The sequence below is a fragment of the Iodidimonas sp. MBR-22 genome, from assembly GCF_029946565.1.
GTDB classification, from domain to species: Bacteria; Pseudomonadota; Alphaproteobacteria; order Sphingomonadales; family Rhodothalassiaceae; genus Iodidimonas; species Iodidimonas nitroreducens.
In genome coordinates, this window is sequence record NZ_JARKVQ010000021.1 from 1 (window position 1) to 26,160 (window position 26,160).

The 26,160-nt window shown below is 56.7% G+C and carries 21 protein-coding genes and 1 tRNA gene; 10 read left to right on the forward strand and 12 right to left on the reverse strand.

Annotated features, from left to right (window positions below; translation table 11 throughout):
- Positions 1-152: 152 nt before the first annotated feature.
- Genes QK300_RS12520 through QK300_RS12530 form a run of 3 tightly spaced genes read right to left on the reverse strand, consistent with a single transcriptional unit; the run spans position 153 to position 3,829 of the window.
- Entirely contained in the window at positions 153-1,568 is a 1,416-nt protein-coding gene (locus tag QK300_RS12520; RefSeq protein ID WP_281302108.1) for a HAMP domain-containing sensor histidine kinase, read from the reverse strand.
- A gap of 12 nt (positions 1,569-1,580) precedes the next feature.
- Positions 1,581-3,008, reverse strand: a complete 1,428-nt coding sequence (locus tag QK300_RS12525) for an FAD-dependent oxidoreductase (protein WP_281302107.1) — start codon at positions 3,006-3,008, stop codon at positions 1,581-1,583.
- A gap of 56 nt (positions 3,009-3,064) precedes the next feature.
- Complete coding sequence (locus QK300_RS12530; RefSeq protein WP_281302106.1) at positions 3,065-3,829, reverse strand: VTT domain-containing protein; 765 nt, start codon at positions 3,827-3,829, stop codon at positions 3,065-3,067.
- A gap of 387 nt (positions 3,830-4,216) precedes the next feature.
- On the opposite strand from QK300_RS12530, the gene rpmH reads away from it, so the two are divergent.
- The 10 genes from rpmH (at position 4,217) to QK300_RS12580 (ending at position 14,882) form a co-directional block, all read left to right on the forward strand.
- On the forward strand, positions 4,217-4,351 hold the full coding sequence (gene rpmH, locus QK300_RS12535; RefSeq protein WP_042083415.1) for a 50S ribosomal protein L34: 135 nt from the start codon (positions 4,217-4,219) through the stop codon (positions 4,349-4,351).
- A gap of 137 nt (positions 4,352-4,488) precedes the next feature.
- Complete coding sequence (rnpA, locus tag QK300_RS12540) at positions 4,489-4,974, forward strand: ribonuclease P protein component (RefSeq protein ID WP_281302105.1); 486 nt, start codon at positions 4,489-4,491, stop codon at positions 4,972-4,974.
- Positions 4,971-5,297 carry a membrane protein insertion efficiency factor YidD gene (gene yidD, locus QK300_RS12545; RefSeq protein ID WP_281302104.1) on the forward strand — a complete coding sequence of 109 codons (327 nt, stop codon included), beginning with the start codon at positions 4,971-4,973 and terminating at the stop codon, positions 5,295-5,297. Before rnpA ends, yidD begins: the two co-directional genes overlap by 4 nt.
- Before the next feature lie 7 nt (positions 5,298-5,304).
- Complete coding sequence (gene yidC / locus QK300_RS12550; protein ID WP_281302103.1) at positions 5,305-7,086, forward strand: membrane protein insertase YidC; 1,782 nt, start codon at positions 5,305-5,307, stop codon at positions 7,084-7,086.
- Entirely contained in the window at positions 7,083-7,757 is a 675-nt protein-coding gene (gene yihA / locus QK300_RS12555) for a ribosome biogenesis GTP-binding protein YihA/YsxC (RefSeq protein WP_281302102.1), read from the forward strand. Before yidC ends, yihA begins: the two co-directional genes overlap by 4 nt.
- Positions 7,758-7,796: 39 nt before the next feature.
- Positions 7,797-8,723 (forward strand): acetylglutamate kinase, encoded by a 927-nt coding sequence (argB, locus tag QK300_RS12560; protein WP_281302101.1) that lies wholly within the window; start codon positions 7,797-7,799, stop codon positions 8,721-8,723.
- Positions 8,724-8,787: 64 nt separating this feature from the next.
- Entirely contained in the window at positions 8,788-9,546 is a 759-nt protein-coding gene (locus tag QK300_RS12565; RefSeq protein ID WP_281302100.1) for a DUF1223 domain-containing protein, read from the forward strand.
- Between the two features lie 158 nt (positions 9,547-9,704).
- The gene (locus QK300_RS12570) at positions 9,705-10,436 is read left to right on the forward strand and encodes a ZIP family metal transporter (RefSeq protein ID WP_281302099.1); all 732 of its coding nucleotides are present in this window, start codon (positions 9,705-9,707) and stop codon (positions 10,434-10,436) included.
- Between the two features lie 107 nt (positions 10,437-10,543).
- Positions 10,544-11,740 carry an efflux RND transporter periplasmic adaptor subunit gene (locus QK300_RS12575; RefSeq protein WP_281302098.1) on the forward strand — a complete coding sequence of 399 codons (1,197 nt, stop codon included), beginning with the start codon at positions 10,544-10,546 and terminating at the stop codon, positions 11,738-11,740.
- Between the two features lie 13 nt (positions 11,741-11,753).
- Positions 11,754-14,882, forward strand: coding sequence for an efflux RND transporter permease subunit (locus tag QK300_RS12580; protein ID WP_281302097.1), 3,129 nt, complete (start codon positions 11,754-11,756; stop codon positions 14,880-14,882).
- 45 nt (positions 14,883-14,927) lie between these two features.
- Here QK300_RS12580 and QK300_RS12585 read toward each other — a convergent pair whose 3' ends face one another.
- The 9 genes from QK300_RS12585 to QK300_RS12625 form a co-directional block, all read right to left on the reverse strand.
- A complete protein-coding gene (locus QK300_RS12585; RefSeq protein ID WP_281302096.1) occupies positions 14,928-16,073 on the reverse strand; it encodes a DUF481 domain-containing protein in 1,146 nt (381 codons plus the stop codon).
- A 189-nt stretch (positions 16,074-16,262) separates the two neighbouring features.
- Positions 16,263-18,953 carry an aconitate hydratase AcnA gene (gene acnA / locus QK300_RS12590; RefSeq protein WP_281302095.1) on the reverse strand — a complete coding sequence of 897 codons (2,691 nt, stop codon included), beginning with the start codon at positions 18,951-18,953 and terminating at the stop codon, positions 16,263-16,265.
- A 727-nt stretch (positions 18,954-19,680) separates the two neighbouring features.
- Positions 19,681-19,756 (reverse strand) — tRNA-Ala (locus QK300_RS12595).
- Positions 19,757-19,847: 91 nt separating this feature from the next.
- Positions 19,848-20,684, reverse strand: coding sequence for a heme ABC transporter ATP-binding protein (locus QK300_RS12600; RefSeq protein WP_281302094.1), 837 nt, complete (start codon positions 20,682-20,684; stop codon positions 19,848-19,850).
- 2 nt (positions 20,685-20,686) lie between these two features.
- Positions 20,687-21,775: an iron ABC transporter permease gene (locus QK300_RS12605; protein ID WP_281302093.1), complete on the reverse strand. Its 1,089-nt coding sequence runs from the start codon at positions 21,773-21,775 to the stop codon at positions 20,687-20,689.
- Positions 21,772-22,647, reverse strand: coding sequence for an ABC transporter substrate-binding protein (locus tag QK300_RS12610; protein ID WP_281302092.1), 876 nt, complete (start codon positions 22,645-22,647; stop codon positions 21,772-21,774). The genes QK300_RS12605 and QK300_RS12610 overlap by 4 nt, the downstream gene beginning before the upstream one ends.
- A complete protein-coding gene (locus QK300_RS12615) occupies positions 22,644-23,720 on the reverse strand; it encodes a ChuX/HutX family heme-like substrate-binding protein (protein ID WP_281302091.1) in 1,077 nt (358 codons plus the stop codon). The genes QK300_RS12610 and QK300_RS12615 overlap by 4 nt, the downstream gene beginning before the upstream one ends.
- A gap of 50 nt (positions 23,721-23,770) precedes the next feature.
- The gene (locus tag QK300_RS12620; RefSeq protein WP_081836988.1) at positions 23,771-23,932 is read right to left on the reverse strand and encodes a hemin uptake protein HemP; all 162 of its coding nucleotides are present in this window, start codon (positions 23,930-23,932) and stop codon (positions 23,771-23,773) included.
- Between the two features lie 29 nt (positions 23,933-23,961).
- Positions 23,962-25,983 carry a TonB-dependent hemoglobin/transferrin/lactoferrin family receptor gene (locus QK300_RS12625; protein ID WP_281302090.1) on the reverse strand — a complete coding sequence of 674 codons (2,022 nt, stop codon included), beginning with the start codon at positions 25,981-25,983 and terminating at the stop codon, positions 23,962-23,964.
- Positions 25,984-26,160 lie beyond the last annotated feature (177 nt).

Sequence of the window (26,160 nt, forward strand, 5' to 3'; positions counted from 1 at the left end):
TACCGGCATTATCACTGCCAGCACGCTATGATTACCAGATTTTAAACAGACAACCCCGGCCCCCGAGCCGGGGTCCATCTGGTGAAGGGCTCGTGCATGCAAAAGAGTGGGTCCCGGGTCAAAGCCCGGGGCAATGCGGGAGAGGAGCCAAATCAGGCCGGAGAGGGGATTTCGATCACGAACACCGTGCCCTCATCGCTCGTGCGTTCAAGGCTGACCTTGCCGCCATTGGCCTCCACCAGTTCCGCGACGATGGCCAGACCCAATCCGGTTCCCCGGGCATTGGCCGATCCCTTGAAGGGGATAAACAGATTTTCCAGGGCTTTTTTCGGCAGGCCCGGGCCGCTATCGGCCACCCGCACAAAATCACAATTATTTTTGCGCATGGCGGTGACGAGAATTTCGCCGCCTGTTGATTCCATGGCATTGGCGGCATTGCGCGCCAAATTCATCAATACGCGAAAGAAATGATCCTGATCGGCATGAAGCTGAAAATCCTGCGGCACCAGATTTCTGAACTGAAGAGCGGGTTCCGATCCCGCCGATTGCGCTTTTTGATCAAGGCCCAAGGTGGTTTGCACCTCATCCACCAGCCGATGCAGGGGAAATGTTCGCTTATCAGGCGGCGGCTCATCCGCCCGGCCGTATTTCAGGGTGCGCTCGCATAAACCGATGGCCCGATCGATGGCGGAAATCATCCTTTGCGACATATCCCGCACTTTGGGATCATCAAACATCAGCAAGCGATCAGAGGATAATTGCGCGGTGGCCAGAATATTGCGCAGATCATGATTGACCTTGCTCACCGCTGCCCCTACCGCCGCCAGCCTTTTTCGCTGATTGAGGGCAAAACGCAATTCTTCCTGCATTCGGGCCAGTTCGCGTTCCGCCACACCCAGTTCATCACTGCGCGACGAGGGGATCAAAGCCCGTTCGGGATCATCGGGGCGCTGGCGAAACAAGACCATGGATCGGGTGAGACGCCGCAAAGGCCGCACCATCAGCAAATGCAGGGAGAGAAAAACCAGCCCCGCCGTGAAAAAAGAAATGATCACCGACAAAACCATCACATTGCGGGAATAGAGCGCCATGGCGCTGAACAGGGCGCGTTCTTCCATGATGATAGAGATTTCATCCCCCAATCGCGGCAAAGGCTGATCGGTGATGAGGATCGTACCCTCGCCGCCGCGCCACAGCGTGGCAAAGGCATCGAGAACATAATCAAAGGCCGCTGAATTTCGCATATCATAGCGCCCGGCGATGTGTTCGGGCGCATCGCCATCCAGCATCAAATGGCGACGATCATCCAATTGCAGGGAAATCGCCTTGATCCCCGCCGTGCGCAACAAGGATGTTTCAAGCTCTTTGCTGATGGCATTGCCCGGGGCTTCCACCAGCGAAAGCGCAGCAATCTGGGCGGCGGCAAAGCGTTCTTCAAGAAAGCTGCGCCTGAACTGGGCGATAGAGGGCACATAAACAAACACCTCCACCACCATCACGAAGCTGATGGTCAATAACAGCAACCGCGAAGACAGGCTGCTGCGCAATGACTCGACCCCATGTTCCATTCCGGCTGCCGTCTACCCCAATTTCTGGATGAATCTGACGATCTTCTTCATTCTATCGCTGAACAATCTATCCGTAAAATAGGCGCCTGCCACTCTTTTATTGATTTCACCCAAAGTGGGATAGGGGGCAATCATGCCCGCAACCGCCGAAACCTTCAATTTCTGCGAAATCGCCAGGGCCCAGATCTGGATCAATTCCCCGGCCGCCACCCCCACCATGCTGGCGCCTATGGGCCGACCATCCTTCACCATCAGCTTCACCCGCCCTGCGGTGATGCCTTCGGTGCGCGCCCGATCATTATCCTTATATTCGGCGGTTAGTATCTCTACGGCATCGCCAAAGCGTTCCCGCGCTTCAGCCTCGGTCAGCCCCACCTGCGCCAGTTCAGGATCGGTGTAGGTGACCCAGGGCACCGCCGTATAATCGGCTTTGGATGGCAGGCGAAACAAGGCATTGCGAATCACGATCCCGGCCTCATAGCCCGCCACATGGGTGAATTGCAGACCGCCCCGCACATCGCCAATGGCAAAAATCCGCTTGTTGGAGGTGCGCAGGCGGGCATCGGTGGGGATCCCTTTTTCACTATGCTCCACACCGGCGGCCGCCAGATCAAGCCCGCCCACATTCGGCGCCCGGCCCGCCGCGATCAGCAAATGGCTGCCTCGGATCGTGATATCCTGACCATCTTTTTGCGCCTTAATCTCAAGGCCGCCGCCATCTGCGGCCCGCACCTGTTTGATATCGATATCCGAACGAATATCGATCCCTTCGGCGCTGATCTGATCAAGGGCTACCGCCGCCAGGTCCGGGTCATCCTTGGGCAGGGGTTTGAACCGTTCCAGAACCGTGACATCCGAGCCCAGACGCCGGAAAGCCTGAGCCATTTCCAGCCCGATCGGGCCTGCACCGATGATCAGCAAATGATCGGGCCGGGTTTCGAGATCAAAGATCGTTTCGTTTGTGTAATAATGAATTTGAGCAAGGCCATCAATCGGGGGCACCCGGGCCGAAGAGCCGGTGGCGATGATGATTCGTTTGGCGCGGATGGTTTTGCCATCGGCCATGACCTCACGCGGGCCGGTAAAACGGGCCGCGCCCTTGATCACGGTAACGCCCAGCTTTTCAAAACGCTCCACCGAATCATGGGGGGCGATGGAGGCAATCACCCGATGCACATGATCATGGGCTTTTTTGAAATCCACCGAAAAGCCATCGACCTCTGCCCCCATCTGCCCGGGATGGGCCAGATGCCGGGCAGCCTTGGCCGCAGCAAGCAGGGATTTGGATGGCACGCAGCCATAATTCAGGCAATCCCCGCCCATCCGGCCTTTTTCGATCAGCACCACCCGGGCGCCCATCTGCACGGCACCCGCCGCCACCGACAGGCCGCCGGAACCGGCTCCAATCACTAAAAGATCGGTTGTGATCACATCAGACATAGACATTCCTTATCCGCCATTCTGCGGCGTTTGCCATCAACAGGATCGATGGCATTTTATGAATTTGAGGGAGAATCGATGGGCCGCCCGCGCAGCTTGCGCACCACCACGGGGATCAGCGATAACAGCGCCAATCCCGCCAATGGGCCGATAATATGGGGCTGAAACAGCAATTCGGTGGCATCCACCTTGCCCCCCAAACGAACGGTTTCTGCCGCCCCTTTACCAACCCAAACGAAAACGAAGGTGCCGGGGATGATCCCAAGGGCCGTGGCCATCACATAATTTCTAAGCCGCATGCCCAGCAAAGCCGGGGCGATATTGAGCACCCAGAAAGGAAAAACCGGCACCAGACGCAAGGCCAGAAGATAATTGAATTCGTCTTTTTGAAAGCCCTGCTCGAATTTACCAAGCCACGGGCGCACCTTCACCCGCAAAGGATCGCCCAAGGATGTGCGCACCACGCTGAAAATCAGCGTTGCCCCAAGGGTGGCCCCCAAAAGCACCCCCAATAAACCAAGCCACAAGCCGAAAATAACCCCCGAAGCGATGGTAACAACCGACATCGCCGGCAGGGAAACCGCTGTGCCCAATGCATAAAAGGCCACCAGCGCCAGCAGGGCCAGCACCGTGTTTTCGGCTACGAACGTCTGCAAAAGCTCAAGATTTTCCCGCAGAGCCGCAAAAGACAGATAATCCCCCACGCCCGAGAGATAAACGACCCCAATCAACAGGACGAAGAGAGCCAGCGGAAGAAGCCGCTTCATGGAAAACCCCTTGCGATCTTCAGGATTAGGGGTTGATCGGTCTTCGTTCGTCATTGTCTTTCCTTCATCCAAGCAAGATTGGCTTCCAAGCAAGGTTGGGTCGTTTTTACGACGCTTTCCGCTTGATCACCAGCCAAAGATCATCTTTCATCTTTGTCGCTACACATAATAAGGAAGTCTGTCTTGCGCATTCCAGCCTGTACACAAGGCTGTGATGGCCCAATGCAGAGACGTGATCACCCCAAAGGATTGTATATCGTCTCCCATCAAGGCTTTTGGCTTTAGGTTTTGGGTCGGGAATGTTGTTGACAAGACCCGAAAGGGAAAGCTAAGAAACGCCCCTTGAGTTTTGCGCTGCAAGAATGCGCGGTGCCTGCCTTTTTGGCAGGATAACGCTAAAGCGCATCTTTTCAGCTATCAGTGATTGACGGAGTAGAAGACGTGAAAAGGACGTATCAGCCCAGTAATCTCGTGCGGAAGCGCCGTCATGGTTTCCGTTCGCGTATGGCCACCGTTGGCGGCCGCAATGTGATCCGCGCCCGTCGGTCCAAAGGCCGCAAGCGCCTTTCTGCCTGAAATGACAAGCCTGAGATTACAAGCCTGAGATTGCTGGCCAAAAATTGGCTGCTGAACTGGCGTGATCGGGCTTTATCATGCAGGATTGATGGTGGCCCGGAACTGGTGGCCATCATGATCGATAAAGGACCGATCGCTTGTCTTTGCGGTCGGTTTTTTTATTGGCAGCAAATGATCAGGGCAAGGATGACGTGAACAGCGCGGCACAAAACGCACCCCAAAAGGCCATGCTGACGACCTTGCGCCAGCGTCGTGAATTTTTGCGGCTGGCCAGTCAGGGGCGTAAGGTGGCCATGCCCGGCCTGGTTTTGCAGGCGGCCCCCACCCTCGCGCAGAAAAATGCAGGTCCGCAGCCCTCCGGCGAACACAATGCGCCCCAATTTAACGCGCCCCATATCCGTGTCGGTTTTACCGCCAGCAAAAAGGTCGGCAATGCCGTGGCGCGCAATCGGGCCAAGCGCAGATTGCGGGCGCTGGCAGCCGATATTATTGGCAGGCACGGCCAGAAGGGCATGGATTTTGTGCTGATCGCCCGCGCTCAAACCAATGAGCGCAAGCCTGAGGATTTACAAAAAGATTTGTGCAGGGCCCTTTCAAAGCTGTCTTTATGGAGGGATGAATGAGCCTGCTCAGCCATCTTCTGATCTTTCTGGTCCGCGCTTATCAGCTTGTTTTGTCTCCCTTTTTGGGGCCATCCTGCCGCTATCAGCCCACCTGTTCGGCTTATGCCCGGGATGCCATCCATCGATATGGTGGACTGAAGGGGGGATGGATGGCTATAAGGCGCATCAGCCGTTGTCATCCCTTTGGTGGCTATGGATATGATCCGGTTCCCGATGCGCCCTGTGGCCATGATCATCAAAAGGATGCGCATCGGCCCGACGATGCCAATCTGCCTGCTGCCTGCCCGGAAAATACCGGGTCGCAGGCTGTGAAACGCCAGTGAGAGTTTTATGAAAGAACAGAAAAACCTGCTCATCGCGATGGGCCTGACCCTGCTGGTGCTGTTGGCATTCGATTATTTCTACGCCACACCGGCCCGCGATGCGGCCCCCCTTTCCACGGCGGAGCAAAGCCCGCAAACAGATCCGCAATCCGCCGGGCCCAATGCGCAGGAAAGCGATATTTTGCCGCAAACCCCCACCATTGCGGGCAGTACTGGTGGGGGAACCGCAGGCAATCCGGGTGTTTCTGCCCTTTCCGGCAATAGCCTGAGCCGGGCGGATGCTTTGGCGCAATCAAAGCGGCTGTATCTGGAAACGCCAAGGCTCAAAGGGTCGATCGCGCTCACCGGTGGTTTTATCGATGATCTGACCTTGAAGGATTATGATACGGATGTGGGGAAAAAGGGCAGTCCGATTGTTCTGCTCAATCCCCTTAAAAGCAGCGATGCCTATTATGCGTCCTTTGGCTGGACAGCGCGCCCCGGCCTTGGGATCGATGTGCCCGATGCCAATACCGTCTGGTCGACCAGGGAAACAATGCTGAGCCCCGATAATCCGGTCACGCTGCGCTGGACCAATGAACAGGGGTTGGAATTCAGCCGCCGCATTTCGGTGGACAAGGATTTCATGTTCACCATCGAACAAACCGTGCGCAATCCCAATGAAACCCCGGTGATGATGGCGCCTTATGGCCTGATCAGCCGGCGCGGGGCGCAGATGGGCTCGCAATATTTTGTCATCCATGAAGGCCCCTTGGGGGTTCTGGATGGCTCTTTGCGTGAAATCGATTATAAGTCGCTGCGAGAAGATGGCCCCTCTCTTTATGACAGCGTGGGCGGCTGGCTGGGGCTGACCGATAAATATTGGCTCACGGCCATTGTTCCCGAACAAACTGTGCCTTTTAAAGGCCGCTTCATTCACAGCGCCACCGGATCGGGCCGCTATCAGGCCGATTATCTGGAAGAAGAAGTGGTGATCCCCTCCACGGGCGAGAAAACCGTGACCGTGCGGTTTTTCGCCGGGGCCAAAGAGGTGGATCTCATCGAACGCTATGAAAAGGCCTATGATATCAAGCTGTTTGATCGGGCCATTGATTGGGGTTGGTTCATTTTCCTGACCAAGCCGATTTTTTATCTGCTCGATTTTCTCAATGGCCTGTTTGGCAGCTTTGCGGTGTCGATTCTGGTGCTCACCGTGATCGTCAAGGCCCTGTTTTTTCCCCTTGCCAATAAATCCTATGTCTCGATGAGCAAGATGAAGGCGGTGCAGCCAAAAATGAAGGCGCTGCAACAGCGCTACAAGGATGACAAGCCGCGCCTGCAACAGGAAATGATGGAGCTTTATAAGAAGGAAAAAATCAATCCGCTATCTGGCTGCCTGCCCATGCTGGCCCAGATTCCGGTCTTTTTCGCGCTGTATAAAGTTTTGTTCGTGACCATTGAAATGCGCCATGAGCCGGGCTTTTTCTGGATCAAGGATTTATCTGCCGCCGATCCGATTTTGATCACCAATCTTTTTGGTTTGATCCCATGGGAGCCAACAGGCTTTCTGGCGGTGGGGATCTGGCCGGTGATCATGGGCTTTGCGATGTTTTTCCAAATGCGGCTCAATCCGGTGGCGGGCGATCCCATCCAGCAACGGGTGATGATGGCCATGCCCTTTGTTTTCGTGTTCATCATGGCGGCTTTCCCGGCTGGCCTTGTGATCTATTGGACATGGAACACCCTTTTGTCGGCGGCACAGCAATGGATGATCATGCGTCGGCACGGGGTGGCCAATCCTGCATCATGACCGATCAGCCAGAACAGATCATCGAGGGCGAAAAACCAACGGATGAAGCGCTGGAAAAAGGCCGGCTGTTATTCGCCGGGCCGTGCCAGTTTCTTCTGGGGGTTCCCGATATGGCGCATCTGCCTGCCCCCGGCCATCCCGAACTGGCCTTTGCCGGGCGCTCCAATGTCGGCAAATCCTCGTTGATCAATGCTTTGACCGGGCGCAATACCCTTGCCCGCACATCCAATACCCCGGGGCGGACGCAGGAACTGAATTTCTTCCGACTCGGCGTGGATCCTCGCCCGCTTATTCTGGTCGATCTGCCCGGCTATGGATATGCCAAGGTCACGCGCTCCAAGGTCAAGGCATGGACAGGCACCATCCGCGATTATCTGCGGGGCCGCCAAACCCTGAAGCGGGTGATGGTGCTGATCGATTCGCGACATGGCATCAAGGACAATGACCGCGAGATCATGAAAATGCTGGATGAGGCTGCGGTTTCCTACCAGATCGTGCTGACCAAGCTTGATAAGCTGAGCCGCGCCGATCAATCACTGATCATCGAAAAGGTCAATCAACAGGCCCGCGCTTTTGTGGCCTGCCATCCCCAAATTCACGCCACATCCGCTGAAAAAGGAACGGGGATTGCCGAATTGCGCGCTGATATTGCCCGCTTTTGCGAAGGCTGAGCACAGCTTGCCCTCGCCATCTGCCTGACAGGAGCTTTCATGGACGACCAGGATTTCAGCCAGATGCTGCAAGATAAAGCCGCCATTTTGTCGGAAGCCTTGCCCTATATGCGCCGCTATGCGGGGAAAACTTTCGTGGTTAAATATGGCGGCCATGCCATGGGCGATGCGCAGATCGCCCAAAGTTTTGCGCAGGATATGGTGTTGCTGCGGCAGGTGGGCATCAATATCGTGGTGGTGCATGGGGGCGGGCCACAGATCGGGGCCATGCTGGACCGCCTGAAAATCCAAAGCCGCTTTGTCGATGGTTTGCGCGTTACCGATGCCGCTACGGTGGAGGTGGTGGAAATGGTGCTGTCTGGCAGCATCAACAAAGGTCTGGTGGCTGCCATCAGCCGCGCTGGCGGCATGGCGGTCGGGCTTTCAGGCAAGGATGGGGGCTTTGTCAAGGCGCGCGCGGTTCGCCGCAAAACACGCCTGCCCGGCAGCGCCATCGAAGAGGTGCTCGATCTGGGATTCGTGGGCGAACCCGAACAGGTGGATGGGGCCATTCTCAGCCGGTTCATTGCCTCCGGCCTTATTCCGGTGATCGCCCCTATCGGCCTTGGGGCCATGGGCGAAACCTTCAATATCAATGCCGACACCATGGCGGGTGCGGTGGCTCAGGCTTTGGGGGCGGAGCGTTTTTTGCTGCTCACCGATGTGCAGGGTATTTTAGATGCCCAGCAACAGCATATCCCTGAAATTTCCCATGATGATGCCCGCGCTTTGATTGCCTCGGGCACCATCAGCGGCGGCATGATCCCCAAAGTAGAAACCTGCCTTTCGGCGGTTGAAAACGGGGTGGCGGCGGCGGTCATCATGAATGGCCGGGTGCCCCATGCGTCCTTGCTGGAAATTTTCACGGAACGTGGCGTTGGCACCCTGATCAGAGCACCGAAGGCTGACGAATCTCGGCTCGGTTGAGCGCACGCACTGATCGCGCATTGGTGATTGGAGCCGGCTTGTTGCATGTGCTTATAGTCGGCTCATGCTGAAATATTGGATTGCATCACTGTTTTTGTTTCTGGCCCTGCCTGTTCACGCCCAAGAGGGGCAGACGGCGGAGCGTTTGACCGTGGTTGAGCTGTTTTCCAGCCAAGGCTGCCCTAATTGCCCCCCTGCCTATAAGCTTTTGTCGGATATCAGCAAAGAAGAGGGTATTCTCGCCCTGAACTGGCCTGTGGATTATTGGGATTATCTGGGCTGGAGAGATGATCATGCCCGCCGGGCCTATTCCGATCATCAGCGGGCCTATAATCAGCGCTTGGGTGAGCCGGGTGTTTACACGCCGCAAATGGTGATCGATGGCCGCCTTGAAACAGTTGGATCGCGGCGGAAAGCGGTGATTCAGACAATCGGGCAAGCGCGGGATCTCGCCCGTCAGACTATCGATATCACCTTGCAGGAATCCGAAGAGGCCTGTTTTATTACGCTACCCGATCTTGATGGGGCGTCTTTAGAAAAAGATGGACGCAAGATTTTCGTGCGCGCGGTTTTCTATCGCACGGAAACCATTGCCGCCATCAGCCGGGGCGATAATGAAGGTCAAACCCTGAAGCTGACCAATCTGGTAAGGGCCTCGCTGGATTTGGGCTCTTGGTCGGGGGACAAGGAAATCCTGAGCGTGCCCATGATCAGGGCGACCGAATCGGGGGCCGATCATATGGCGGTTATTCTTCACGCCGATGATGAAAATGGCCCGATCATCGGGGCTGCCCGCATTCGTCTGTCCAGCGCAGGCGTTTGATCAGCTCTTTTTAGGGGCAGGAACCAGAGCCGCCTCGGCCTCAAACCTTTTTCAGCTTCATAGCTTATCATCCCCCATTGTTTGCTGGTATTTTACAATTTGGGGTGCTAGACCCGGCAATCGTTACTTTATAACGTTTTGCGCGGAGACTGCCGATCATGGCGCCTTTCCCATCTGCCTTGCTTTTCAGCCTGATCGCTGCCTTTGGCAGCCTGTGCGGCTTGTTGGTGATCCGCCATTATGAGAATTGGGGCCAGAGAAACAGTGTGCTTTTCGCCGCTTTTGCTGCGGGCATCCTGCTCAGTTCGGCATTTTTGCATATCATTCCCCATGCGATGTTTGCCGCCCCCCGGCTTGCCCCGATTGCCCTGATGCTTGGCTATCTGGCTTTATATGCCATCGGGCTTGCCACCAGCCGCAAAGATCATGCAAGCCATATGGACAAGCGTGCCATTGCGCTGATCCCTGTGATTGGTATTGCCATTCATTCCTTTGTTGATGGTCTGGCTTATTCGGTTTCTTTTTCCATTGATCAGCATACCGGCATGATGGCGGTGATGGGGCTGATCCTTCACGAATTTCCTGAAAGCATCATGGCGTTCGTCCTGCTTTTGCGCGGTGGCTTTCATAGGCAACGGGCGTTTTTTCTTGCCTTTCTGGCCTCAACCCTCACCACCCCTATGGGGATGCTGGTTAGCTTTCCTTTCGTTTCCATGCTCAATGGCCCGCTTTTGGGGGCGCTTTTGGCCGCCACGGCGGGGGCTTTGATCTTTGTGGCCGCCTCGCATCTGGTGCCCAATATCGAACATGATCGCCGCCAGAAAACCGGAATCTTTTTTTTCGCGGGAATTTTATTCACCGCTATTCTACAACTCACGCACCTCATTTGATTGACAGTCTATATATATCCATGTGATATAAAAACGGACAGTGACAAACGGGCAAAGACCCGGCGCATCGATATAAAAACACGATGACGCAGCGAGGAGCGCGAAACATGCGGAAATTTTTGATCGTCATGACGCCGATTTTGATCATCGGCGCGGCCATAGCCGGTTTTGCAATTCTGCAAGCCACCCAACCCTTGCCTGAGAAGGCGGATGAACCGGAAATCCGGCCCACCAGCCTTTATGTCGTGCCCGTGGAGCAGGAAACCATCACCTTGATGGTCGAAAGCCAGGGCACGGTGGTGTCAAGAACCGAGATCGATCTGGTCGCTCAGGTGGGCGGTAAGATCGTCGCGGTCTCTCCGGCTTTTGCCGGAGGCGGCATTTTCAGGGCGGGTGATACCCTTTTGCAGATCGAGCCGGCGGATTATGAATATGCGGTGATCCAGGCCAAAGCCCGCATTGCCGATCAGGCCCTGATTCTGGCGCAGGAAGAAGCCCGGGCCGAAGTGGCGCGCAAGCAGTGGAATTGGGATGAAGTGACCGATAAGCCCACCGCCCTTGCTTTGAAAGAGCCGAATGTGGCCCAGGCCCGGGCCAATCTGGCATCGGCACAGGCGCAGCTTGATCGCGCTGAGCTTGATCTGGCGCGGACGAAGATTTCTGCTCCCTTCAATGGCCGGGTGCGAACGAAAAATGCCGATCTGGGGCAATATATCAGCCCCGGCAGCCCATTGGGTCAGGTCTTTTCCACCGATATGGTCGAAGTTCGCCTTCCCCTCACCGATCGGCAGATGGCCGAGCTTGATCTGCCCATCGCCTATGAAGCCAAAAGCTATGAAACCGCCCCGATCGTGATGCTGAGTGCGGTTCTGGCCGGGAAAGGCCATCAATGGACAGGGCGGCTGATGCGCACCGATGCCGCCATCGATCAATCGACACGCCTGTTTCATGCCATTGCACAGGTGCGCGATCCTTATGGGGCTGGCAGTTCCGATGGTGTGCCTTTGCCGGTGGGCTTGTTCGTTGATGCCAAAATCGCGGGCAGCACCCTTAAAGATGGCCTTAGCATTCCCCGGGCCGCCTTGCGCAATGCGGATGAGGTTTATGTCGTCACCGAAAACAACAGCCTATCGATCCGGCAGGTTGAGGTCATTTCGGCAGATAGCGCGCGCGTGGTGATCGGCAAGGGCCTTGCGGCCGGAGAGCGGGTGGTGATTTCACCCGTGCGGGCCCCCCGAGAGGGCATGCCGGTTAATCCTTTGACATCATCTTCGGCTGAAACCATCGCCGTCGCGGCGGAATGAACAAGAGATCATCATGAACGCTTTGATTGCCTGGTGGGCAAGAAACACCGTTGCGGCCAATCTTTTGATGCTGGGAATTTTAATTGCCGGGACCCTGTCTTTTATCAGCATGGAACGCGAAGTCTGGCCAACATTCCGGGTGAATTGGGTTGAGATCACCGTGAGCTGGCCCGGTGCCGCCCCCCAGGAGGTTGAAGAACAGATCATTTTGCACATCGAAGAGTCGCTGGCCGATCTCGATAATGTGGATCGGGTGCGCTCCACCGCCTATGAGGGATTGGCGACCCTTTATATCGAGGCGGATCGCAGCATCAATATGGATCGCTTCATCAATGATGTGAAATTGAGGGTGGATGGGATTTCATCCCTGCCCCGGGATATCGAGCCGCCCCGGGTGCGGGAATTGCTGACCCGCAATGAATTGATCAGAATTGGCGTCAGCGGCGATGTTGATGAGCGTATTCTGACCAGAACCGCCGAAAAAGTGCGCGATGAGGTGGCCCTGCTGCCCGGCGTTTCGATTGTCACGCTGTTTGGCCAGCGCTCGGAAGAAGTTTCGATCGAATTGTCGGAAAATGCCATGCGCCGCTATGGCCTGAGCTTTGATGAAGTGACCAGCGCCATCCGCGCCAGTTCGATCAATCTATCGGCAGGAAGCGTGCGCACCAGCACCGGCGATGTGCAGCTTCGCGCCCGTAATCTGGCCGACGACCAGACCGATTTCGACAAGATCATCATCCGGCAAACCGCCGATGGGGGCACCATCAGGCTGGGGGATGTGGCGCGCGTGATCGATGGGTTTGAAGATGTCAATCTGCAAGCCAGCCTGAATGGCGAACGTGCCATTCTGGTGCAGGTGATGACTGCCGAAGAGATGAATGTGGTGGTCACTTCGCAATCTGTCAGGAAATATCTGGAAACCGCACAGGAACGGATGCCTGAAGGGGTGTCGCTCATCCTCTATGCCGATGAATCCAAAGCCTATTATGATCGCATGGAAACTATTTCAAAATCCGCCTTCTATGGGCTTTTGCTGGTTTTTGCGGTTCTGATCCTGAGTTTACGGCCCAAGGTTGCTTTATGGGTCACGATGGGAATCGCCACCGCCTATGCCGGGGCCTTCATCTTTTTACCGGCCAATGATGTCTCCCTCAATTTCCTGTCGCTCTTTGCCTTTTTGCTGGTCATCGGGGTGGTGGTGGATGATGCCATCGTGGTGGGTGAAAATATCCATGAAGAAACCGAACGCACCGGCGGCGGTGTGGATGCCGCCATTCTGGGCACCCAATTGGTCGCCAAGCCGGTGATGTATGCCGTGGCCACCACCATGATCGTTTTTGCGCCCTGGTTGTTTCTGTCTGGTTTGGAGGTTGAATTCACGCGGCATATTTCGATCATCGTGATTGCTGCCCTAAGCTTTTCCCTGATCGAATCCCTGTTCATTCTGCCCGCCCATCTCAGCCATCTGAAGGCGCAGAAAACGGAAGGGCGATTTGGCCGGTTCCAGAAAAAAATCGCTCAATCCATCACCCGCTTTGCCCAAGGCCCCTATCGTCGCTGGCTGTTGGCGGCGGTGCGCCGTCGCGGCGTTACGGCCAGCATCTTTCTGGCTCTGTTCATTCTGGCCATTGGCGTTTCATCCACCTCATGGCTGAAATTCAGCTTCAACCCCGATGTTGAATCCGAACAAATCTCGGTTGATGTGACCTTGCCTGAAGGCACGCCTTTCAATCGGGCGCTGGAGATTCTGGGGCAATTGCAAAAAGCTGAAAAAGCTCTGGAAGCCGAAGCCAATGAACGCATGGATGGCACGGGGAAGCTGATCGAAAACTGGTATACGCGCGCCCGGCAGAATTCAGTTCTTGCCCTTGTGCGGCTGGCCCCCGCCGAGCAGCGCGATCTATCCGCCAAAGAGGCCGCCGATCGGTTGCGCGAATTGATCGGCGAGATCCCGGATGCCGAAAAGCTGGAGATCAACTATACCCTCAATCAAAGGCAGCCGGATATCGAACTGGCGATCAATCATCCCGATATGGATGTTCTGCGCGCGGCGGTGGCAGACCTGAAAGCCCATCTCAGCACCTATGACATGGTGTTCAATATCCGCGATTCCCTGCAAACTGCGATGGAAGAGCTGCGCTTCAGCCTGAAGCCCGGCGCGCGCGAACTCGGATTTTCCTTGGCCGAAGTGGCCCGGCAGGTGCGCCAGGCCTATTATGGCGAAGAAGTGCAGCGCCTGCCTCGGGAAGGCTCGGATGTTCGGGTCTTTGTTCGCTATCCAAAAGATGAACGGCAATCCCTTGAAAGCCTGTCTGATTTCCGCCTGCGCAATGCCGAAGGGCTGGAGGTTCCGCTTTTGAGCGTGGTGGATCTGCATTATCAGCCGGGGATCAAGCGCATTGATCGGCGCGAACGCCAGAGATCAGCGGTGATCAGTGCTGAATTGTCATCGGATATGCGCGAGCAGATCTATGACGAACTGCGCAAGGATTTTTATCCGGCATGGGAAAAACGCTATCCCGGGGTCAGCCGTGGCGAGATCGGTTCGGCTGAAGGTCAGGCGAAATTCATCGCCGAGATTCTCAGCCTCGAGGGCATCGCAATTTTTGCCATGTATGCCCTAATTGCCGTGGCCTTCCGCTCGTATTTCCTGCCCCTATTGGTGATGACTGCTATCCCCTTTGGCTTTGTGGGGGCGGTTTTGGGGCATCTGCTGTTTGATATGCCGATCACCTTATTTTCCTATTTTGGGCTGGCCGCCGCCGCTGGTGTGGTGGTCAATGATAATCTGGTGCTGGTGGATTATATCGGCCGCCTGCGTGAAAAGGGGATGGGGGCGATGGATGCTTTGGTTGAAGCCGGGGTGGCCCGCTTCCGCCCCATTCTCCTCACCTCGGTCACCACCTTCGTCGGCCTCATCCCGATGATGGCAGAACGCTCAACGCAGGCCCAATTCCTGAAGCCCACGGTGGTTGCCCTGTCTTTTGGGGTGCTGGTGGCGACCTTTGTGACCCTGTTTCTGGTCCCCGCCCTTTATGGCTTAGGTGAAGATATGAAGCGCTTGATGAAAGGGCTGTGGACCGGGCGCAAACAGGCCCCCCTTGGCAGCCAAAGCCAATCCGAGCCGAGTGCGGCGGAATAAACATTGCCAACCCATCGCGGGGCCATCGCGGCCTCGCGGTGGAGACTATTGGAAATTATAACCGAGGCTAACGGTATAGAAGGTATCGAGCTTTTCATTCCCCAAAACCGGGCGATTATCATATTGATTGCGCAGCCCGATTTTCACAGTCCAGGCTTTATTATCGGTGACCGGGATATCGAGGGCGGCATCGCTTTGCAGGCGGAAATCATTCACCGGATCAGACAGGCTGGGCAGATAGGTGAAATTGTGCGTGAACAATAAGCGGCCATTCAACTGGATCTTATAATCATAGCCAAAGGAAAGAACCGCTTCTTCTTCGGTGGGCGATGTTTGAAACGCTTCAACCTGATAACCCAAACCAAGGCGGGCTTTCAGTTCATGATCTTTTTCTTGAATGAAAAAATAACCCGAGCCTAAAGTCAAAACCGAGCGCAGATCGAGATTTTCGAATTCATCCTGTTCCAGCATGATCGAGCCAAAGGCAAACCAACGATCTGAAAAATCGCGCTCAAGACGGGCATTCCCGATCACTTCATTTTCCGTTTCCCGTCCATTTTCCCGAGCAAAGCGCCAGCCCAAAGATAGGTCGAGGCGATCAAAGCTGGTTTCCCGCCGGGCCGATGCCCTGCCATTCAGGGCCGCACGATCGGTATTGCCGCTGGCCCCGGAAAGACCAAGCTGGGTGCGTCCGCTCCAGGCTTTATCAGGCGTGACCAGCGCTTCTGCCAGAGCCTTTTTTTCCTCTTCATGCTGCGTTTGGGCCTCCGCCAGATTGCGCCGTTCGCGCTCCTCGATCTCTTGGATTACCAGTGTTTCCGGGGTGGGCTGATCTTCGGGCCAAATGGCGCTGACATCACCCAGATCAAGGGGCAAATTCCCCAAACTTTCGCTCAAGAGACGCTGGCCGGTTTGTGGATCATAGGCCAGCCGCCCCATGATGCGATCACCGCTGGCAAGGGAGATCATCAAAAATCCATCGCTGTTCAGCCCGGCAATCTTATCCTGAGCGATGCTGATCGTTCCGGCAAAAGCGGTATCAACGGCCAAAGCTTTTTCATGCAGGCGCTGCAATCGTCCCTCGATCCGGCTGCCATCTTCAAGATGCACGCGATCCGCCAAAGCCGAAGGGGACAAGGCCATCAACGCGGCCAAAGAAAAAGGGAGCAGGGAAAGATAGGATCGGTTCATCTCAACGCTCATTTTAAACAGGGCAAAAGGGGGCAAACAGGCCGGATGCGAATGGCGAGCACCCTAATCAAAGCCGGTTGAGGGCGCAATTCTTGCCTTGGTTCATCCAAAAAAAATAATACAAGCCTTAAACGGAAAAGAGCGCTCCATTTCTGAAGCGCCCTTTCATGATCAACGGATCAAAGCCAATCAGGCCGCAAGGGCCAACCGCCGCAGCACATAATGCAAAATGCCGCCGTTTTCGTAGTAGCTCACTTCATCAGCGGTATCGATCCGGCATAAAAGCGTGATGTCTTTGCTGCTGCCATCCTCATAATGAAGGGTGCAGGCCACATCCTGACGCGGCTTGATCCCCTTGCCGATGCCGGTGATGTCAAAACGTTCCTTGCCGGTCAGTTTCAGGGATTGCGCGGTCATGCCATCCTTGAACTGCAAGGGCAGAACCCCCATTCCCACCAGATTGGAGCGATGAATGCGTTCAAAGGATTCCACGATCACCGCCCGCACGCCCAAAAGCCGGGTGCCCTTGGCCGCCCAATCCCGGCTGGAGCCGGTGCCATATTCCTTGCCGGCCACCACCACGAGGGGGGTATCCTCGGCGGTATATTGCATCGCCGCATCATAGATCGACATTTCTTTGCCCGAAGGATAATGCACAGTCACCCCCCCTTCGGTGCCCGGTGCCATCAGATTGCGCAGGCGGATATTGGCGAAGGTGCCGCGCATCATCACTTCATGATTGCCGCGACGCGAGCCATAGGAATTGAATTCCGCCCGCTCCACACCATGCTCGGTCAGATAGCGCCCCGCCGGGCTGTCGGCCTTGATCGAACCCGCCGGGGAAATATGATCGGTGGTCACCGAATCGCCCAGAAGCGCCAGCATCCGCGCCCCTTTGATATTGCTCGTGGCGTCCGGCTCGGCCTTCATGCCCTCGAAATAAGGCGGATTTTGCACATAGGTGCTGTCGGCATTCCATTCATAGGTCAGCCCCTTGGTGACCTTGATCGCCTGCCATTGCTCATCCCCGGCAAAAACATCGGCATAGCGTTTACTGAATTGCTCGGGCGTTACGGCTTCGCGCACCACCTGTTCGATCTCGGCGCTCGACGGCCAGATATCGCGGAAATAAACATCCCTGCCATCCTGATCCGTGCCCAGCCTGTCCGTCATCAAGTCCACTTTCATCGATCCGGCAAGGGCATAGGCCACCACCAGCGGCGGCGAGGCCAGATAATTCGCCTTCACATCGGGATTGACCCGGCCTTCAAAATTGCGATTGCCCGAAAGGACCGAACAGGCCACGACATCATGGCTGTTCACGGCTTTTGAAATGGCTTCGGGCAGGGGGCCGGAATTGCCGATGCAGGTGGTGCAGCCATAGCCCACCAGATTGAAACCCAACGCATCCAGATCATCCTGCAGCCCGGCTTTCAACAGATAATCGGTTACCACCTGACTGCCCGGCGCCAGCGAGGTTTTCACCCATGGCTTCACCGAAAGCCCGCGCGCCAGGGCATTGCGCGCCACCAGCCCGGCGGCCAGCATCACGCTGGGATTGGAGGTGTTGGTGCAGCTTGTAATCGCCGCAATCACCACATCGCCATGGCCGATATCGAAATCTTCGCCGTCCACCTTGAAGCGCTCATCCGGGGCCTCAGCCTTTTTGAAGCTATCGCGCAATTCCGACGCAAAGGCGCTGGCCGCTTCGGTGAGCAGAACGCGATCCTGCGGCCGCTTGGGCCCCGCAATCGAGGGCACGACATCGGCCAGATCAAGCTCAAGCTGATCGGTGAAAAAAGGATCGGGGGCTGACGGATCATGCCACATGCCCTGCGCCTTGGCATAGGCTTCGACCAAAGCCACCGTATCGTCGCCACGGCCCGAAAATTCCAGATAATCAAGGGTAGCCTGATCGATCGGGAAAAAGCCGCAGGTGGCCCCATATTCCGGGGCCATATTGGAAATGGTCGCTTTATCGGCCACCGACATATGGGCCAGACCATCGCCATAAAATTCAACAAATTTGCCCACCACGCCCTTTTTGCGCAGCATCTGGGTTACCGTCAGCACCAGATCGGTGGCGGTGGCCCCTTCGGGCAGGCGGCCCTTGATCCTGAAGCCGATCACTTCGGGAATGAGCATGGAAACCGGCTGCCCCAGCATCGCCGCTTCGGCTTCGATGCCCCCCACACCCCAGCCCAGAACGGCCAAGGCATTGATCATCGTGGTATGGCTATCGGTACCCACCACGGTATCGGGATAGGCATAAAGGGTGCCATCGATCTCATTGGTCCACACCGTGCGGGCCAGATATTCCAGATTCACCTGATGGCAGATGCCGGTGCCCGGCGGCACGGCCCGGAAATTATCGAAGGCCTGCTGGCCCCAGCGCAGAAATTCATAGCGCTCCTTGTTGCGCTTCATTTCCAGATCGACATTCTGCTGAAAGGCGCTTTCACTGCCGAATTTATCGACCATCACCGAATGATCGATCACCAGATCCACAGGAGCGAGCGGATTGATCTTTTGCGGATCGCCGCCCAGCGCCTTCATCGCGCCGCGCATCGCCGCCAGATCGACCACGGCCGGAACGCCGGTGAAATCCTGCATCAAAACCCGCGCCGGGCGGTAGGCGATTTCCCGATCCGAGCGCCGATCTTTCAGCCAATCGGCCACTGCCTGCACATCATCGCTGGTCACTGTCTGGCCATCCTCACAGCGCAGCATATTTTCCAGCAAAACCTTCAGGGAAAAGGGCAGCCGCGAGACATCGCCAATTTTTTCAGCCGCTTTTCTCAAGGAGAAATAGACATAGTCCTTGCCATTGGCGGTGAGGGTATCGCGGGTTTTAAGGGTGTCTTGGCCTATGGTGGACATGCTGCCTCCTGAAATTGCGTTTGATCCAAATGGCGAACGAACGGCTCTGCCAAAGCAGAGCCAAACACCATCGACATCAGAACGAGACTGTTTGCTGTGCTGTTAATGCAAAAAATCAGGGCGTATCTCAAGACTAATCGCACCGGGATCACAAAGCCTCAACCAAAAGTGCAGTGACCGTGACCCACACTATCGCCATATTAAAGATGCGGATCGACATGTTTTGGTCCCGTTCCGGCCATGATGGCCTGCTTGGCTCTATAACCGGAACAACAGTGTCAGGCCTATCAGCCATCGGCAGCATTTGAAATTCTATCGTAATGTGCCGACCCGCGATATGCCTTGATGAGAGGAGGCTTTGATGATGGTTTTTCAGCGTAATCGTCTGACAACGGCCAGCCGCTTTCTGGCCCTCATCTGGTTTGGCGCTTATAGTGGCCTTGTGGCGGCCCTTATCCTGATCGCTCTTTAAGGTCCGGCACCCTCTTTCGTCTCCCCGGGCTTGCCTGTCCCGGACCTAATCCGGGACCCCGGGTCTATCTGGTGTAGGGCTGAGCGTGGCAAAGATGGATCCCGGCTCGGGGACCGGGATGACGCGGGTGAGAAGAAGAAGCCAGCGCGACTGAGCATCGGCGAAGCCGAGCGCAGCGAACTGGCGTGAGATCAAATAAGACATGGTGGAGCCCCGAAGAGTCTATCATCCGAGGCGATCAGCATTTTGAAAAAATGGTGGAGCCGAGGGGAATCGAACCCCTGACCTCAGCAGTGCGATTGCTGCGCTCTCCCAACTGAGCTACGGCCCCTCAAGGATGGCTCGGCCCTATCAGAGCCAAGCGGTGCGGACCATAAGCATCTGCCGCGCCCCGCGCAAGAGATATTCTGTGCCCATAAGCATCAGGGGAGGATCATGGCAGTCTCATGTTTGAGGGAAGGGGGATGATAATGGGGGACAATGACCGGCCGCCCCGGTCCATGAGGCTGCAAAAGCGCCACATCCATGCCCCACACATCCCGGATGATCGCGCGGGTCAGCACCTTATCGGGTCGTCCTTGGGCGATCAGGCGGCCGCTTTGTAAAATGGCCAGATGATCGGCAAAGGCGCTCGCCTGATTGAGATCATGGAGGATGGCAAAAACGCCATAGCCCTGGGCTGCAAAGTCTTTTGCCACGCTGAGCAGGGCAATCTGCTGCCCGGGATCAAGGGCGCTGGTGGGTTCATCGAGCAAAAGATAGCGGGGGCTGTCCTTTGGTTGCGGTGGGCTTTCGGGCCAGATCTGGGCCAGCACCCGGGCCAACTGCACCCGCTGGCGTTCGCCGCCAGACAAGGTGGGAAAAGGTCGGTCGGCCAGATGGCTGACCCGGGTGCGCGCCAGCGCCTGCCAGATGATGCGCTGGGCATAAGGAGAAGCGGGCCGTTCGCCATGGGGCAGCCGCCCCAGAGCCGCAATATCGAAGACGGTGAAATTGAAGCTGATATCAGAGCTTTGAGGCAGGATGGCGCGGCATTGAGACAGCGCGCGGCTGTTCCAGGCCGATAGCGGCGTGCCGCCCAGACTGACGCTGCCCCTTAGCGGCGCGATCTCTCCTGCCAGCAGGCGCAGGGCGGTGGATTTGCCCGCCCCATTCGGGCCGATGAGAACGGTGAGCCTGCCCGGCACGATCTGGAGCGAGACGCGATCCAGAATAGGGACATCGCCCCGGCTGAAGGAGACATCATCAAGCATCAGCATGATCAGAACCTTCCTGAATGATAGCGGAATAAAAGCCACAGAAATGCAGGCCCGCCCAAAGCGCTGGTCACAAGGCCGATGGGCAGTTCGGCAGGGCTGATGAGGGTGCGGGCCAAAAGATCGGCCATCAGCATCAAAAAGGCCCCCAGCAAAGCCGAGGCGGGGAGAACAGTGCGATGATCAGGGCCGATGATCGTGCGCACCAGATGCGGCACCACCAGCCCCACAAAGCTGATGATGCCCGAAACGGCGACCGCCGCCCCAACCATGAGCGCCGTTGCCACGATCATCACACGGGCAAGGCTTTGGGTATTGATGCCCAGATGCCCTGCCTCGGCACTGCCAAGAAGATAGGCATCGAGCGCCATGGCGCGGTTGAGGATGGTGATGCCCCCGATGCTGATCAGAACAAGGGCCGGGAGGGTCGCCGTCCAGCTTGCATGACCAAGCCCCCCCATCAGCCAAAAGCTGAGCAGACGCAATTGGGTATCATCGCTGGCATATTGAAAGATGCCGATCCCGGCACCCGCTACTGCATTGATTGCGATGCCAACCAGCAGCATGGTGGCAACCGGATCGCCGGGAAGGCGGCGGGCCAGACCATGGATCAGAGCCGTGGCCACAAGCCCGCCACCAAAGGCGGTCAGCGGAAGGGCATAAGGGGTGAGTTCAAATGAGGCGATATAGAAAGATCCCCCGCCCAGAACGATCATCGCCACCGCAGCCAGGGCTGCCCCCGCTGAAACACCCACCAGACCGGGTTCAGCCAGTGGATTGCGAAATAATCCCTGCAAGGCCGCACCCGCCAGCGCCAATCCCGCCCCCACCCCCAATCCCGTGAAGACGCGGGGCAGCCGGATTGCCAGCACAATCGCTTCATCCTGCGGGCTGAAAGTGCCGGGAAGATCAAGCCCTATTTGCGCGCCAAGGATGGCGAGCAAACGCAGGGGCGGAATCCCATAGCTGCCGATGCCGATATTGGCGATGATGGCGATCAGCAGCGCCACCGCTAAAATGGCCAGCAAGCGGTGCTTTTGCATCCGCTTTTGGGTGATCTTGTCCATCAGGTCTCGTGCGGGGGTGGGTGTCATGGCACTGCAGGTTGATGAGGCATCGTGTGCAAGCGATCCATGAGGGTGGTGATGGCATCGGGGGTGCGCGGCCCGAACCCAAGCAGCAAAAGCCCATCCATGGCAATCAACTGGCCATTGCGCCCGGCAGGGGTAAAGCGGATGGATGGTAAAGTCAGGAGGGTGTCTTTGCCGCCCGCTTCTTTCACGGCATGGGTCATCATCAAAAGGGCATCGGGGGCGGCGGCGGCGGTGGCTTCGGGCGAAAGCGGTTTATAGCCTTCAAAGGAAACGGCATTATCCGCGCCCGCCATACGGATGATCTCATCGGCATGGGTGTTTCGGCCTGCCGCCACCGGGGCCCCCGCTGCAACCGATAGCAGGAATAAAACCCGGGGTTTTGTATCGATGGCGGCGTGGGATTTCTGGATGGCGACAAACCGGGCATCCAGATGATCGGCAAGGATGCGCCCGGCGTCTTCGCGCTTTAAGGCTTTGGCAATATCGCGAACCCGTGCGCCAACCGAAGCGGCCCCTTTGGCCTCGGCGATCCTTTTGATACAGATGCCTGTGCTTTCCACCTGCTGTAAAACAATGGGCGGGCCAGCGCCGGGATCGGCAAGGATCAGATCGGGGGCTAAAGATAACAGTCCTTCGGCCCCAAGCTGCCGATAATAGCCGACATCGGGCAGTTTGGTGGCAGCCTGTGGATAGCGTGAGGTGCTATCCACAGCCACGAGGCGATCCCCCGCACCAAGGGCGTAGACGATTTCGGTGACCGCGCCCCCCAGGGCGATCACCCGGTTGCCATCGCTGTTGCAGGCCAATGCCGATTGGGCGAGGAGGGCCATGAAAGTCAAAGCGATGCCAAAACCAAAGCGCGCTTTTTTCATTGTGACCCACCTGATTGAGTCAGTGCCGCGCACAGGTCGGTCCAGCCCGATCGTTCCTTTTCTCCGGGCTTGCGTTCGCCAAACATCGAGAGAATCGGCTGATCTTTGGTATCAAACAGCTCAAGCGAGGTGACGATGCCATCACGGGTGGGTTTTCTGACGATCCAGGCACGGGCGATGGCGTCTTCCCGCACATGAAGATCAAAGCCGGGATCGAGAATATTGAGCCAGCCTTCGTGATCGACGATCCGGGTGATCGGCCCGCTATGAATCTGGATGCAGCCTTTATTGCCGACGAAAATCATGATCGGCAATTGGCTGGCCGCAGCGCTTTTTAAGGCCGTGCGAAAGGCATCCGCCCCAAGGGGAAAGGCGAGATCGGGGCCAACCAATCGAAAGGCCTGCTGTCGGCGAACTCCGAAATCGCGCAGGAGATCGATGAAATCATGGGTATCTTGCAAAGCCAGCCAATGCTGGCGCAGCCTTTGGGTCTTGATCTGCCGGTCGGGGATTTCCGGGGGCATCGGCGCGGGCGAGGCCGTTTCGATGGTGGTGTGCTGATCTTTGGCAGAAAAGCGGGCAACCAGATCGTCATAGGCCTTGTGATCGCTTGTTTCACCCAGATAGATTTTATGCACCGATGTGCCCGCCAGATCAAAGAATTGCAAGCTGCGGCGCGGCCCTTTTCTGGTGGTTTCGGTGACGGCAAAGCCATGGTGCCAATGGCTGAAGAAAATCCGCAGATCGATGGCCCGATTGACGACCAGCGCATGGCCCGGGCTGATCGAAATCTTGCCAAAACGGCCGGTTTTTTCATGCACCGCATGATCATTGCGGGTGATGCATAAAATATCGCCCAATGCGGGCAGGGATTTGATCAGTTGGCCCCAGTCTCCGGCCAGCCGGATCGCGCTTTCACCCACTGCGGTTGCCAGCAGTTCCGCTTCGCTTGCCCCAAGTTCCCGGGCGGCCTGACGAATGCGGATATTGGGATGCGTGCTTTGGAATGTTTGCCAGCGCATCTTGAGATGGGTTGCGGCTTCAAGTGGCAGATTTTTGGATGCTGTGGCCATCAGATTTTGTCCTTGGCATAAGGGGGGTCATGAACAGTTTGGCGGCGGCTTTATTTGGTCAGGATCAGCTTTTCCTGTGCTGTTAGCCGCAGATGATATTCGCTGTTGTTGTGGATGATGATGATCTCGCGCCCGCCGCGCAAAAGCGTGTCGCTCGCAATGCGCGGTGGCGGTTGATCCGGCTGATCCTTGCGGGCGGGTTTTGAGGTCATGTGTGGCTCCTTATTATTGAGGGTCTTGATCAGAACTGCCGGGAGAGGGTAAGGCGCACGCTGCGGCCCGGTTGGCGAATGACCGTGGGATGGATCGAGAAGGTTTCATCAAACAGATTATCGATCCCGATGGTCATCACGGTGCCTTCCAGCATAGCGGGCAAAACGCCCCTCTGCGGCGACCAGTTGGCAAAAAGATCAACCGTTTCATAGCTTTCGGTGGTCACACTGCCGTCTGGCACATCATTTTGCGCAGCGGCGATGCTGGCCCGGCCCCCCACCTGCCAGCCATATCGGGGGAGCTTGGCCTTCAGGCTGAAGGTGAGGCTATCCTGGGGGATCGACCCAAGCCCTGAGCCCGTATCGCGGTTATCGCCATCAACGGTAAAGCCGCTGACCGAGGCAGAAAAAATGGGGCTGTCATAGGTTATTTCGCCTTCAAATCCGCTGAGGCGCGCCCGGATATTGACATTGGTGGTAGAGCCAAAAAAGGTGATCGGCCCCAAAGGTGGTGTGAAAACCGGCGGTTTTGCGGGATCGATGAAGGTGACCACGGTATCGACGAAATCATCGATATCGGATGAGAAATAATTGCCGCTGATCTCGAAGCTGTCTTTGGCCATGAAAAGCCCCCGCCGCCTGATCCGCGCCCCGGCTTCAAAACTTTCGGCATCTTCGGGGGCCAGCAGCGGGGTTGGGCGGAATTCATTGATGACTAAAGTATTGGGCCCCAGCCCATTGGGGATGGTGAAATGAACACCATCATTGAACAGCTCGCTTAAAGATGGTGCGCGAAAAGCCTGCGCCCAGCCGCCCCACAGATAAAGCCATTCGGTGGGTTTGATGCCGATGGAAAAGCGTGGCGAGGCATCGGTTTCCGTGCGTTTGGCAAAATTGCCTTCGGGGCGCATTGCAAAACTGTCGATGCGGATGCCGGGCACAAGGGTGAGGATGCCATCAAACAGATCGATTTCAGCCTGAGCATAGCCTGCGATGAAGCTGCGTTCGGCATCGGGAAATTCGATCCGGGCGGCACCATTGCGGGTGCCCGATTGGCTGTCTTCGAAAAATTCAAAACCATAGGTAAGGGCGATTTTCGTATTTCGAGCCGGGATGAGGCGGGTGGTATTGTGCAGATCGATGCCGAAGCTTTCAAATTCGGATTGATCGAGCCGCCCGTCGATGAAGCGATCTTCGGTGATGTCGATGCTTTGATAATAGGCGCTGACCCCGAAATCGAGCCAGGGATGATCCGGGTCGGCGTAGCTGTATTGGCTGCGCAGGGCATATTCGGTGCTATCGCGATCCACCACGGTGGAAGGGCTTGAAATATCGTCGGCCGCCGTGGGGTTATGGCCATCATTGTCAAAAACCTCGGCAGTGATTTCGATGCGGTGATGCTCGGCAGGGGTGATGCCAAGCTTTAAAAGCCCATTCAGCAGACGATCACGGCTATCGAGGATGGTTTCGCCACTGCCATCTTCCAGATCGTCGAAAACCTCGCGATAGATGATATTGGCGAAGGCATCGATCTTGCCAGACCGGCCAAAAAGCCCGCCTGATGCGAGAAATTCATTGCCATTACCCTGATAACCCAGCTTGGCCCGGCCCCCCAGATCATCGCCTGCGGCCAGCAGATCATCCGCGCCCTTGGTTTCAAGGGAGATCACGCCGCCGAGGGCCCCGCTGCCATAAAGGGCCGAGGCGCTGCCGCGCACCACTTCGATGCGCTGCACGAGATCGGGATCGACAAAAAACCGGCCCCGATGGGCCAGATCGAAATTCTGCCGTGCTCCATCAATGCGCAGCACCAATTGCTGATCGGAAAAGCCGCGAATCGACGGTTCTTCGGCGATCCGCCGGGCACCGCCCTGAATGGAAAGACCGGGGGTGCCTTCAAACACATCGGCATAGCTGAAGGGCTGAAACAGCTCGATGTCACTGGCATTAATCACCGAAACCGAAAAGGGGGTGGTAAAGATCGGCCGTTCCGTGCGGGTGGCGGTGACGGTGATTTCCTCGATGCCCTCATGGGCGGCCATGCTGGTCATCTGGGTAGCCATTTGGCTCTCGTCAGTTCCTGACGTCTCATCTGCCATGGCCTCATTGATGAGCAAGCAGGTGCCCAAAGCCACGCACGCGCCAGCCGGCCTTAATTGTTTTGATAGATGCCTGATCCCCATAGCCCGTTCTCCCTTCCAAGCCCGCTCTTGAGCAGCGGTTCAAAA